At 70.4% G+C, this 12,205-nt stretch carries 11 protein-coding genes; 4 read left to right on the forward strand and 7 right to left on the reverse strand.

The genetic code is table 11. The features are described from left to right. Positions 1 to 64: 64 nt before the first annotated feature. On the forward strand, positions 65 to 832 hold the full coding sequence (locus J2847_RS03155; protein WP_209776933.1) for a class II glutamine amidotransferase: 768 nt from the start codon (positions 65 to 67) through the stop codon (positions 830 to 832). Positions 833 to 851: 19 nt separating this feature from the next. Here J2847_RS03155 and J2847_RS03160 read toward each other — a convergent pair whose 3' ends face one another. The 4 genes from J2847_RS03160 to J2847_RS03175 all read right to left on the reverse strand — a co-directional run bounded on the left by J2847_RS03160 (position 852) and on the right by J2847_RS03175 (position 5,774). Next, positions 852 to 2,066 carry an ATP-binding response regulator gene (locus J2847_RS03160; protein WP_209776934.1) on the reverse strand — a complete coding sequence of 405 codons (1,215 nt, stop codon included), beginning with the start codon at positions 2,064 to 2,066 and terminating at the stop codon, positions 852 to 854. A 132-nt stretch (positions 2,067 to 2,198) separates the two neighbouring features. Continuing rightward, positions 2,199 to 2,648 carry a DNA polymerase III subunit chi gene (locus J2847_RS03165; protein ID WP_085556735.1) on the reverse strand — a complete coding sequence of 150 codons (450 nt, stop codon included), beginning with the start codon at positions 2,646 to 2,648 and terminating at the stop codon, positions 2,199 to 2,201. 53 nt (positions 2,649 to 2,701) lie between these two features. Further along, positions 2,702 to 4,210: a leucyl aminopeptidase gene (locus tag J2847_RS03170; RefSeq protein WP_209776936.1), complete on the reverse strand. Its 1,509-nt coding sequence runs from the start codon at positions 4,208 to 4,210 to the stop codon at positions 2,702 to 2,704. Between the two features lie 157 nt (positions 4,211 to 4,367). Continuing rightward, positions 4,368 to 5,774, reverse strand: a complete 1,407-nt coding sequence (locus J2847_RS03175) for an RsmB/NOP family class I SAM-dependent RNA methyltransferase (protein ID WP_209776937.1) — start codon at positions 5,772 to 5,774, stop codon at positions 4,368 to 4,370. A gap of 350 nt (positions 5,775 to 6,124) precedes the next feature. On the opposite strand from J2847_RS03175, the gene mltA reads away from it, so the two are divergent. Genes mltA through J2847_RS03190 form a run of 3 tightly spaced genes read left to right on the forward strand, consistent with a single transcriptional unit; the run spans position 6,125 to position 8,586 of the window. Then, positions 6,125 to 7,246 (forward strand): murein transglycosylase A, encoded by a 1,122-nt coding sequence (gene mltA, locus J2847_RS03180; RefSeq protein WP_233474249.1) that lies wholly within the window; start codon positions 6,125 to 6,127, stop codon positions 7,244 to 7,246. A gap of 11 nt (positions 7,247 to 7,257) precedes the next feature. After that, a complete protein-coding gene (locus J2847_RS03185; RefSeq protein WP_211114592.1) occupies positions 7,258 to 7,791 on the forward strand; it encodes a GNAT family N-acetyltransferase in 534 nt (177 codons plus the stop codon). 30 nt (positions 7,792 to 7,821) lie between these two features. Next, on the forward strand, positions 7,822 to 8,586 hold the full coding sequence (locus J2847_RS03190; RefSeq protein ID WP_209776941.1) for a TrmH family RNA methyltransferase: 765 nt from the start codon (positions 7,822 to 7,824) through the stop codon (positions 8,584 to 8,586). Between the two features lie 165 nt (positions 8,587 to 8,751). On the opposite strand, the gene guaB is transcribed toward J2847_RS03190, so the two are convergent. The 3 genes from guaB to J2847_RS03205 form a co-directional block, all read right to left on the reverse strand. Beyond that, positions 8,752 to 10,230 (reverse strand): IMP dehydrogenase, encoded by a 1,479-nt coding sequence (guaB, locus tag J2847_RS03195; protein WP_209776942.1) that lies wholly within the window; start codon positions 10,228 to 10,230, stop codon positions 8,752 to 8,754. A 134-nt stretch (positions 10,231 to 10,364) separates the two neighbouring features. After that, on the reverse strand, positions 10,365 to 11,072 hold the full coding sequence (locus tag J2847_RS03200) for an RlmE family RNA methyltransferase (RefSeq protein ID WP_209776944.1): 708 nt from the start codon (positions 11,070 to 11,072) through the stop codon (positions 10,365 to 10,367). A 41-nt stretch (positions 11,073 to 11,113) separates the two neighbouring features. Next, positions 11,114 to 12,139: a Ppx/GppA phosphatase family protein gene (locus tag J2847_RS03205; RefSeq protein ID WP_209776946.1), complete on the reverse strand. Its 1,026-nt coding sequence runs from the start codon at positions 12,137 to 12,139 to the stop codon at positions 11,114 to 11,116. Positions 12,140 to 12,205: the final 66 nt, after the last annotated feature.

The following is a 12,205-nucleotide window of genomic DNA, read 5'->3' on the forward strand; positions in this document are numbered from 1 at the left end:
CAAATTGACGCACCTGTGCCGCGCAGCGTCCACGCTTCGCATTGCCTTCAAGGTGCGCCCGCCGATGTGCCGTTTTCTTGCCTATTGCGGTGAGCCGGTGTTGCTGGAAACGCTGGTCTGCACGCCCTGCCATTCGCTGATCGAGCAATCGATGCGCGCCTCGGAGGCGAAGACCGAGACCAACGGCGACGGCTTCGGCGTCGGTTGGTACAGCGAGCGTCCCGAGCCCGGCCGCTACTGCGAGATCCGCCCGGCCTGGTCGGACGAGAACCTGCAATCGATCTGCGGCCATGTCCGCTCGCACCTGTTCTTCGCCCATGTGCGGGCGGCGACCGGCACGGCGGTCAGCCGGGCCAACTGCCACCCCTTCAAGGCCGGGCGCTTCCTGTTCATGCACAACGGGCAGATCGGCGACTGGACCCGGCTGCGCCGCAAGGTCGAGGCGATGATCCCCGACCACCTCTACGCCACCCGAACCGGCACGACGGACAGCGAGGCGATCTTCCTCGCCGCGCTCGGCCATGGGCTGGAGGAGGATTCGGTCGGCGCCTTCCAGACCGTGCTGCACGCCATCCGCGACGAGATGGCGGCGCTCGGCATCACCGCGCCGCTGCGCTTCACCGCGACCTGGACCGACGGGCGGACGGTGTGGGCGGTGCGCTGGGCCTCCGACAACAAGCCGCCCAGCCTCTACTGGCGCAGCAGCGGCAACGGGCTGATCGTGGTGTCGGAGCCGGTGGACGCCCAGCGCGACCAGTGGCGGCCGGTGCCGGCCGGCGGCGGTCTGGTCGCCCGCCTCGGCGCCTTGCCCGAAACCTTCATCTTCCACTGACGGACCGGGCCGGAAGGAGTCAGCCGGTCAGGCGGCCGGCCGGCAGCAGGATGGTCACGGCGGTGCCCCGCCCCGGCGCGCTGTCCAGCTCGACGCTGCCGCCATGCAGCTCGGCGAGGCGGCGGACGATGGGCAGCCCCAGCCCGATCCCCTCATGCTGGCGCACCAGCGACCGCTCGGCCTGGAAGAAGGGGTCGAAGATGCGCCCCATGAGCTCCGGCGCGATGCCCGGTCCGTCGTCGCGCACGACCACGGCGACCGCGCCCTGCCGCTGTTCGATGGAGGCCAGCACGTGGCCGTCCGGCGGCGTGAACTTCACCGCGTTGTCGAGCACGTTGAGGATCATCTCGCGCAGCCGCCGGTGGTCGGCGCGCAGGCGGAAGGGCGCGCAGGGCTGCGCCGCCACGGTCAGCCGCTTCGGATCGGCCTTCGGCCCCAGCAGGTCGACGCAGGAACTCAGCAGCTGCGGCAGGTTGACGTCGGATTCCTGAAGCTCGATGGCCCCGGTCGAGCCGCGCGTGTAGTCGAGGATGTTGTTGACCATGGTCAGCAGCGACTTGCCGCTGTCCTCGATCAGCTTGGCGTACTCCACGTAGTCGGGGTGGCCGAGCTTGCCCATCCCCTCGCTGCCCAGCACGTCGGCGAAGCCGATGATCGAGTTCAGCGGCGTGCGCAGCTCGTGGCTCATCACCGACAGGAAATCCAGCTTGGCGCGGTCGGCCTGCCGGGCGGCGTCGAGCGCGCTGCTCAGCTCGGCGGTGCGCTCGGAGACGCGGCGCTCCAGGTCGCGGTTCTGCTCGACGGTGCGGCGGTAGAGGGTGCGGATCTCCACCATGTTGCGGACCCGGTGCAACAGCTCCCAGGCGATGAAGGGCTTGGTCAGGAAGTCGTTGGCGCCGAGCTCCAGCGACTTGCGCCGGGTCTCCTGGTCGGTCTGGGCGGTCAGCACCAGGATCGGAACATAGTCGGCGCCGAACACCGGCCTCAGACGCTCCATCAGTTCGAACCCGCTCATGTGCGGCATGCGGATGTCGATGAGCAGCAGGTCGAAGGATTCGCCGGCGCACAGGTAGGGGACCTTGCGCGGATCGGTCTCGCCGCGGATGCGGGCGTAGCCGTCATGGGTCAGGATCTCGCGCAACAGCTCCACGTTGGAGATGTTGTCGTCGACGATCAGGATGCTGGCATCCTTGATCTGGCGTTCGAGCGACGGATCGATCTGGCTTCGGATCATCGGGACGCGGCCCTCACGTTCGAGACGAACCGTCTGTTTGGGACACAAGCCTTGCCGGGTCACCGCTGAAATGCAACGACTTTATTGCAATGGTTCGGCACCTTTCCCGGCAACGACGCGTCGTCCAATGCCTCACGCGCGCTTGTCCCAGCCGCCGCGCTCGTTCTGCTGCCAGTAGGTCAGGGAATGGCCGGCGGCCTTGCACGCCTTCCAGCGGCCGCGCGCGGCGAGAACGGCCTCCTCGTCGTTGCCGTCGAACAGGTCGCAGACAAGCTCGAAGCCGCCCATGCGGTCGCTGACCGACCCATCCACCGTGACCAGCACGGTGGCGCCGTTGGGGTTCTCGTCCTCGGCGGTCAGCCAGACCGGCTGCTGGTCGGCGAATCCGTCGCGCGCGGCGCCGTGTGGCAGGAAGGAGCCGGGATCGTAGGTCCACAGATGCTGGTTGAGCGCGTCCACCCGCTCGGCCGAGCCGGCGAGGACGACGGCGCGCCAGTTCCGCTCCAGCACCTTTTCCAGGATCTTGGGAAGCGCCTGCTCCAGCGTCCGGCGCTGGAGATGATAGAATCGGACTTCGGTCATGGGCCTCGTTCCGGGGAACGCCCCTCTCCCGCCCTGGGAGAGGGGCTTGATCGTCAGCCCTCGTGGAAGTCCGCGACGAAGCGGTCGAGCAGGCGCACGCCGAAGGCGGTGGCGCCCTTCGGCACCGTGGCGCTGTCCTTCTTGGCCCAGGCGACGCCGGCGATGTCGATGTGGGCCCACGGCACGTCGTTGACGAAGCGCTTGAGGAACTGCGCCCCGACGATGCTGCCGGCGCCGCCGCCCGACCCGACATTCTTCATGTCGGCGGCCGGAGTCTCGATCTCCTTGTCGTAGGCGTCGTTCATCGGCAGGCGCCAGACCGGCTGGCCGACCTTCAGGCCGGCGGCGGTCAGGTTGGCCGACAGCGCGTCGTCGTTGCTGAACAGGCCGGCGTGCTCATGCCCGAGCGCGACGATGATGGCGCCGGTCAGGGTGGCGAGGTCGATCATCAGCTTGGGCTTGAAGACGTCCTGCGCGTAGGACAGGCAGTCGGCCAGCACCAGACGGCCCTCGGCGTCGGTGTTGATGACCTCGATGGTCTGGCCCGACAGCGAGGTGACGATGTCGCCCGGCCGCTGCGCGGTGCCCGACGGCATGTTCTCCACCAGCCCGACGATGCCGACGGCGTTGACCTTGGCCTTGCGGGCGGCCAGCGCGTACATGGTGCCGATGACGGTCGCCGAACCGCCCATGTCCCACTTCATGTCCTCCATGCCGGCCGCGCCCTTGATCGAGATGCCGCCGGTGTCGAAGGTCACGCCCTTGCCGATGAAGGCGACCGGGCGCTGGTCCTCGGCGTCGCCGTTGCCGTTGTAGCGCATCACCACGACGCGCGCCTCGTTGGCGCTGCCCTGCGCCACGCCGAGCAGCGCGCCCATGCCGATCTTGCGCAGCTTCTTCTGGTCGAGGATCTCGACCTCGACGCCGAACTCGGTCAGCGCGCGGGTGCGCTCGGCGAGGCTCTCCGGATAGATGACGTTGGCCGGCTCGGACACCAGATCGCGGGCGAAGAACACCGCGTCGGCCAGACCGTCGAGCTTGGCGAAGGCCTTCTTGGCGGCGTCGGGCTCGGCGACCAGCAGCGTCAGCTTGCGCAGGCTCGGCTTCGGCTCCTTCTTGTCGGCCTTGCGGTCGTTGGTGCGGTACTTGTCGAACTTGTAGGAGCGCAGGCGGGCGCCGAAGGCGATCTCGGCGGCGGCCGCCGCGCCGGCCAGGGCGGCGCCGGACGGCAGGTCGACCAGCACCGACACCTCGTCGCCGGCCTTGTCGAGCGCCGCGAACAGCGTGCCGCCGGCCGATTGCAGCACGAGGTCGGAGATCTCCCCGGCCTTGCCGACGCCGACCAGCAGGATGCGCTCCAGTTCGACGCCCGCCGGGGCCAGCAGGGTCAGCGTCTCGTCCTTCTTGCCGCTGTAGCGCGCGGCGGCCATCGCGCGGCCGAGCGCGCCGCCGGTCTTCTGGTCGAGTTCCTGGCCGAGCACGCCCAGGCTGCGGTCGGCGGCGACGGTGACGGCGAGGATGCCGCTGCTGGGCAGGGCCGGCTTGGCGAAGGAGAACTTCATGTGGTCCTCTTGAGATGTCGGCTTGGGATGGCGGGGGCGGCGGGACGCGCCCGGAAGCGATGAAGCGGGGGAAACCCTAACCCAGCGATAAGGAGCGCGCCACCCCGCCTGTCAAGGCATAGGACGGCGCGACCTCCCTGGCCCGGCCCTTACGGGATCAGGCGTCGATCGCCTTGCCGAGTTCGAGCGGATCGACCTCCTCCAGCCCGGCCCCCTCCCCGGCCCCCTCCCCGGCCTCGGCGGTGGGGAAGCTTTCCTCCGCCTTGCGGTCGAGCACGGCGGCGAAGAAGCCGTCGGTGTCGTGGCGGGCCGGCGTCAGGCGCAGGAACGGGCCGTCGACCGGCGGCGTGCCGGCCTCCTCCTCCGCCCAGACCTCGGCGATCGGCTTCACCGTGAAGTCGGGATGGGTCTGGAGGAACGCCTCGACCTGCCCCTCGTTCTCGTCGTGCAGCATCGAGCAGGTGGCGTAGATCAGCCGCCCGCCCGGCTTCACCAGACGCGCGGCGCTGTCCAGGATGTTGGCCTGGAGCGGCAGCAGCTGCTCCAGCCCCGGCCCGAGCTGGCGCCAGCGGGCGTCGGGGTTGCGGCGCCAGGTGCCGGTGCCCGAACAGGGCGCATCGACCAGCACGCGGTCGAACTTGCGCTTGTGGCGCTTCACCCAGGGGTCGCGCTCGCTGGTCAGCGGGTGCGCCTCGATGTTGTGCAGGCCGGCGCGGCGGAACCGCTCGGTGGCGCGCTTGAGGCGCTTCTCCAGCACGTCGCAGGCGACGACGCGGCCCTTGTTCTTCATGTAGGCGGCGATGGCCAGCGTCTTGCCGCCGGCCCCGGCGCAGAAATCCACCACCTGATGGCCGGGCCGGGGCGCCACGGCGAGCGCCACGAGCTGCGACCCCTCGTCCTGGATCTCGACCAGCCCGTCCTTGAAGGCGCCGACGCCGGCCAGCTGCGGGCGGCCCTTGACCCGCAGGCCCCAGGGCGACCACTGCGTCGTCTCCGCCGTGATCTGCACCTTGCTCAGCGCCTTGATGGCGCTCGCCTGGTTGGCCTTCATGGAGTTGACGCGCAGGTCGAGCGGCGCCGCGTCGAGCAGCTTCTCCATCTCCACCGCGAAGCGGTCGCCGAGCGCGGCGCGCATCGGGCCTTCCGCCCACTCCGGACACTCGACGCGCACGGTCTCCGGCATGTCCGGGTGGTCGAGCGTGTGGGTGTCGAGCGCTGTGACCAGCGCCAGCTCCTCGTCCGTCAGGCGGGCCGGGGCGAACTTGCCGCCGCTGAACATCTCCAGCACGACGCCGGCGTTGCGGCGCTCCTCCAGCAGCGAATAGGCCAGCACGCGGGCGCGCGGCGTGGCGCGCGGGAAGCCCGTCCGCTCGATCCACCAGCCGAGCCGGGCGTGGCGCCGCAGGATCGCGTAGGAGGTCTGCGCGATGTGCGTGCGGTCCTTCGACCCGATGAAGCGGCGGTTGCGGAAATAGGCGCTCATCACCGCGTCGGCGGGGCGGGGGGTCTCGTCGATCTCGGTCAGCAGATCGATGACCGCCTGGAGGCGGGCGGCGGGTGTCATGGCGGCGAAGTCCTGCGGAGATGAAAAGGAGGGCATGGCAATGCCGGCGGACGCGAAGCCGCGTCGGCCCATCCTGTCGATACCGCGTTTACCGGTGGCTTGTCACGCCTTGCGCGCGCGGCGGCGGCGAGGCCCGCCGGGAGGGAGCCGTGACAACACCGCGCGGGTTACTCCGAACGCGCAGACGGCCATTGACGGACATTCCGCCACCCGGCAAAAACGAAGGAGGGATGTGACCAAGCCGTGACAGTTCACGGTGGGGACCCGCCTCCCGGGGCCTTTCGAAAATTCCGGATCCTGTGGGGGCGTGGGCAATGGCGGCTGCGGTCGGAGGGGGAGTCGTGCGTGGGATGGCGCGTGCGGCTGTGATGTGCGGCATGGCGCTGCTGGCGGCCTGCGCCGGGACGGCCGGGCCGGAGTCGCTGGCCCAGCGCCCGGCCTCGCAGCGGGTGAGCCTGGATCAGGTGGCACCCGACTTCCGCACGCTGGCCGGCTGGACCGACGACGACCACGCCCAGGCGGTTCCCGCCGTGCAGCGCACCTGCGGCTGGGTGAAGGGACAGCCGCCGGGACGCGCGCTGGGGCCGCTGCGCGCCGCCGGCACCACCGACGACTGGCGTTCCATCTGCGCCGCCGCCCGCGACCTGCCGGCCGGCGACCCCGAGGCGGCCCGCCGCTTCTTCGAGACCTTCTTCACCCCGGTGGCGCTCGGCACCGGGCAGGACGGGCTGTTCACCGGCTATTACGAGATCGAGCTGCGCGGAAGCTGGACGCGCACCGACCGCTACACCGTGCCGCTCTACCGGATGCCGCCGCGCGGCAAGCGCGGCCTGCCCACCCGCGCCCGCATCACCGACGGCGCGCTGAAGGGCAAGGGGCTGGAGCTGATGTGGGTCGACGACGCGGTCGACGCCTTCTTCCTGGAAATCCAAGGATCGGGCCGGGTGCGGATGACCGACGGCTCGCTGGTCGGGCTGGGCTACGCCGGGCAGAACGGTCACGGCTATTATCCGATCGGCCGCCACATCATCGACCGGGGCGACGCCACGCCGGAGCAGATGTCGCTGCAACTGATCCGCTCCTGGCTGAAGGCCCATCCCGGCGAGGCCAAGCGGGTGATGGACCTGAATCCCTCCTACGTGTTCTTCAAGCCGCGCGCCGACGGCGGCCCGCGCGGCGCCCGCAACATGGAGCTGACGCCGGGCCGCAGCCTCGCGGTGGACCCCGAGCACATCCCGCTCGGCGTGCCGCTGTGGCTGGAGGTGCGCGAGGCGCCGGTGCCGGGCGGGGCGATCAACCGGCTGGTGCTGGCCCAGGACACCGGCGGCGCCATCAAGGGGCCGGTGCGCGGCGACCTCTACTGGGGCCACGGCGCGGAGGCCGAGGACGGGGCCGGCGTCATGAAGGCGCGCGGGCGCTACACCATGCTGTCGCCGCGCAACCTGTCCATCGAGACCGCCCAGCGGAGATAGGGAGATCACTCTTGCGGCTGGCCCGCCTGACCGCCCTGCCCGACCGCGCGGGCGCGCTCGCCGCGCTGGAGGCGATCTTCTTCGCCTCGACGACGCGGACCGAATTCGCCTCCGAGGCGGAACGCCGCGCCTTCCTGGCGACCTGGACCGGCTGGTACGTCGGGCACGCGCCGGCCGACCTCTGGTTCGCCCTGGCGGAGGACGGCTCCGGGAGCGAGACGGTCGTCGGCTACCTGACCGGCTGCAAGGACAGCGCCGGAGCGGAAGCGCTGGCGCGGGTCATCCCGAAATACGAGGTCTTCGCCGACCGCTTCGCCGCCTACCCCGCGCATTTCCACGTCAACGTCCGGCCCGGCTGGCGCGACCATGGAATCGGACGGCGGTTGGTGGACGGCTTCGCCGAGGATTGCCGGGCCGACGGCCTGCCCGGCGTGCATCTGGTGACGGGGGTCTTCGCGCGCAACGTGACCTTCTACCAGCGGGCCGGCTTCACCGACGCGCTGCAACGCGGCGCCCTGCTGTTTTTGGGCCGGAGGCTGTGCTAGGCAGGGCGAAACCTCCGAAAGCCCGTTCCCATGTCCCGCCCGCCGCTGCTCATCGAAAGCCCGCACAACGCGCAGTTCAAGCTGTGGGAATCCGCGCTCGACGGGCGCGGCCTGAAGAAGCACGGCAAGTTTCTGCTCGCCGGGCTGAAGACGGTGCCGGAGGCCCTGCGCCACCACCCCGGCCGGTTCGAGCGCCTGCTGTTCACCGATCCGGCGCAGATCGCCGGCTGGTCCATCCCGCCGGGCGTCGAACCGGTGCAGCTCGCCCCTGCCCTGTTCCGGACGCTGGACGTCTCGGGAACCGGCTTCCCGCTGCTGGTCGGCGATGTGCCGCGCCTGCCCGCCCTCGATCTGAGCCGGCCGCCGCAAGGGCTGGAACTGCTGTGCGCGCTCGGCGATCCCAGCAACCTCGGCGCCCTGCTGCGCAGCGCCGCCGCCTTCGGCGCGTCGCGGATCGTGCTGCTGGAGGGGGCGGCGCATCCCTTCCACCCGAAATGCCTGCGCGCGGCGTCCAACGCGCAGTTCACGCTGACGCTGCTGCGCGGCCCGCGCTGGGCCGAGGTCAACGCGGCGGCGGGGCCGCTCTACGCGCTCGACGGCGGCGGCGCGGATTTGACCGGCTTCGACTGGCCGGCGGACATGCGGCTGATTCTGGGGGAGGAAGGCCAGGGCGTGCCGGACGACTGCCCGGCAACGCGGCTGTCGGTGCCGACGACCGGCAACGTGGAATCGCTGAACGCGACCGTCGCCGTGAGCGTCGCGTTGTTCGCGCGCTTCGCGGCGGTGGGCCGGTAACGCCCTCTCCCACTCCGGGAGAGGGAGGGGATCCGCCGAAGGTGGGGAGGGTGAGGGGCTATGGGAACATGGACTTTGCACCAAGCCCGATACCCCCTCACCCTTCCCACGGCTTTGCCGCGGGCCCCTTCCCTCTCCCGGGGCGGGAGAGGGAGGACACGGACCTCACCCCTGACGGTAGTTCGGCGACTCGTTGGTGATGGTGATGTCGTGGACGTGGCTTTCGCGCAGGCCGGCGTTGGTGATGCGGACGAACTGGCACTTCTCGCGCATCTCGGCGATCGAGGCGCTGCCGGTGTAGCCCATGGCCGCGCGCAGGCCGCCGACGAGCTGGTGGATCACCGCCGACACCGGGCCCTTGTAGGGGACGCGGCCCTCGACGCCTTCCGGCACCAGCTTCATGGTCGAGACTTCCTGCTGGAAGTAGCGGTCCGCCGAGCCGCGCGCCATCGCGCCGACCGAGCCCATGCCACGGTAGCTCTTGTAGGAGCGGCCCTGGAACAGGATGACCTCGCCGGGGCTCTCGTCGGTGCCGGCGAACAGGCTGCCCAGCATGGCGACGCTGGCGCCGCCGGCGATGGCCTTGGCGAGATCGCCCGAATATTTGATGCCGCCGTCGGCGATCACCGGGATGCCGTGCTTCTCGCACTCGTCCACCACGTCCATCACGGCGGTGAGCTGCGGCACGCCGACGCCGGCGATGATGCGGGTGGTGCAGATGGACCCCGGACCGATGCCGACCTTCACGGCGTCGACGCCGGCGTCGATCAGCGCCTTGGCGGCCTCCGCCGTGGCGACGTTGCCGGCGATGACCTGGGTGTAGCTGGACAGGGCGCGGGCGGCGCGGACCTGATCGAGGACCTTCAGCGAATGGCCGTGCGCGGTGTCGACCACCAGCACGTCGACGCCCGCGTCGAACAGCGCCTCGGCGCGCGCCAGCCCATCGTTGCCGGTGCCGGTGGCGGCGGCGACGCGCAGGCGGCCCTTGCCGTCCTTGCAGGCGTTGGGATAGGCCTGCGCCTTCTCGATGTCCTTGACGGTGAGGAGGCCGATGCAGCGGTAATCCTCGTCGACCACCAGCAGCTTCTCGATGCGGTGCTGGTGGAGAAGGCGCTTGCCCTCCTCCTGGCTGACGCCCTCACGCACCGTCACCAAGTCCTTGGTCATCAGCTCGCTGATCGGCTGGCGCGGGTCGGTGGCGAAGCGGACGTCGCGGTTGGTCAGCATGCCGACCAGCTTGCCGCTGCCGAGCGCGTCGCGGCTCTCCACCACCGGGATGCCGGAGATGCGGTAGTCGGCCATCAGTTGCAGCGCGTCGGCCAGCGTCGCGTCCGGCGTGATGGTGATCGGATTGACCACCATGCCCGATTCGTACCGCTTGACCTTGCGGACCTCCTCGGCCTGCTGCTCGATGGTCAGGTTGCGGTGGACGACGCCGATGCCGCCGGCCTGGGCCATGGCGATGGCGAGACGGCTCTCCGTCACGGTGTCCATCGCCGAGGACATCAGCGGGATGCCCAGCTCGATGGACTTGGTCAGCCTTGTCCGGGTGTCCACGTCGTTCGGCAGGACGGAACTCTCGGCCGGAACCAAAAGGACGTCGTCGAAGGTCAGGGCCTCGCGGATTTTCGTGTCGCGCGCCATGCTGTGGATCTCCCGGAAGAAAAACGTGGCGCACTATACACAAGAGAATGGGCTTGTGAACCCGTGCGCACACAGCATCTGTCATGCAAAGCGGTGAAGGAGGACCGAATTCGCGGGCCCTCCCAACCATCCGCTCAATCGTTGGCGTTCCCGCCACGGAAACCGGTGGCGACCACGTAGGTCTCCGAGGATTCCGCGCGGCTGGCCGGCGGCTTGGCGTGGCGGACCACGGCGAAGTCGCGCTTCAGCCGGTCGAGCAGCGACCGTTCCGCCCCGCCCTGGAACAGCTTGGCGACGAAGGCGCCGCCCGGCGCCAGCACCTCCTCGGCGAAGTCGTAGGCGGCCTCGGCCAGCGCCATGATGCGCAGGTGGTCGGTCTGCTGGTGGCCGGTCGTCGGCGCCGCCATGTCGCTCAGCACGACGTCGGCCGGTCCGCCCAGCGCCTCCTTCAGCCGGTCGGAGGCGCCGTCCTCCAGGAAGTCGGCCTGCATGGTGGTGGCGCCGGGAACCGCGTCCATCGGCAGGATGTCGAGCCCGACGACCTTCCAGCCCTCCTTGGAGACCTGCACCTTCTCCACCGCGATCTGCGTCCAGCCGCCGGGGGCGGCGCCCAGATCGACCACCCGCTTGCCGGGGCCGAGCAGCCGGAACTTCTCGTCCAGTTGCAGCAGCTTGAAGGCGGCGCGCGAGCGGTAGCCGCGCTTGGTCGCCTCCGCCACGTAGGGGTCGTTCAGGTGCCGCTCCAGCCAGCGCGTGGAGGATTCCGAGCGCTTGCCGGCGGTCTTCACGCGAACCGTGGCGCGGCGCCCACCCGGACGCGACGACGAATTCTTCTCAACCATGATGCTTCTCAATACCCTCGATCACCCGGCCCGGCGGCCGGTCATTCCCCGGCCGACCCGATCAGGTCCACCAGAATTCCCTCGCGCAGGCCGCGGTCGGCGATGCGCAGCCGCTCGACCGGCCAGACGTCGCACAGCGCCTCCAGCACGGCGCAGCCGGCGACGACCAGATCGGCGCGGTCCTGCCCGATGCAGGGATGCCGCGCGCGGCCGTCGAAGTCCAGTCCGACGAGGTGCCCGATCACCGTGCGGGCGTGATCGATGCGCAGATAGCTGCCGTCCACCGCCCGGCGGTCGTAGCGGCACAGCCCCAGATGCACGCCGGCCAGCGTCGTCACCGTGCCCGAGGTGCCGAGCATCTGCACCTGGCCGGCGGCGACGCGGCGCTGGATGTTGTTGCGCGCCTCGAAGGGGGCGATGGCGTCGGCCACCGCCTCGACCATGCGGGCGTACATGGCGGGCGTCACCTCCGGCCCGCCGAACTCCTCGGTCAGGCCGATGACGCCGCAGCGGATGGAGGTCTGGTCGAGGACGCGCGGCGCCCGGCCGCGCGCCTGCTCCAGCCACATCAGCTCGGTCGAGCCGCCGCCGATGTCGAAGACCAGCGCGTAGGGGCTGTGGGTTTCCAGCAGCGAGGCGCAGCCGGCCAGCGCCAGCCGGCCCTCCTCCTGGCTGGAGATGATCTCCAGGGCGATGCCGGTCTCGCGCTCCACCGCCTCGACGAACTCGCCGCAATTGACGGCGCGCCGGCAGGCCTCGGTGCCGACGGCGCGGGCGGCGGTGACGCCGCGCCGCTCGATCTTGGAGCCGCAGATCCGCAACGCGTCGATGGTGCGCTCCATCGCGCTGTCGGACAGCCGGTCGTTGCGGCTCAGCCCCTCGCCCAGCCGGACGATGCGCGAAAAGGCGTCGATCACGCGAAAGCCGCCGCCGGGGGCGGCCTTCGCGATCAGCAGGCGGCAGTTGTTGGTCCCGAGATCCAGCGCGGCGAAGACCGGGCGCGCCAGCGCCGACGAACGCAACCGTCCGGTGTCGTTCTGCCGTTCGCCTTGCACCTGCAAATCCACGAAGTCTTCCCGCCGCGCTTAAAGAGCGGAGTGTAACCCGGTTTGCGGTCCGGCGGGAACCCCTCT

This window comes from Azospirillum agricola, from assembly GCF_017876095.1.
GTDB lineage: Bacteria > Pseudomonadota > Alphaproteobacteria > Azospirillales > Azospirillaceae > Azospirillum > Azospirillum agricola.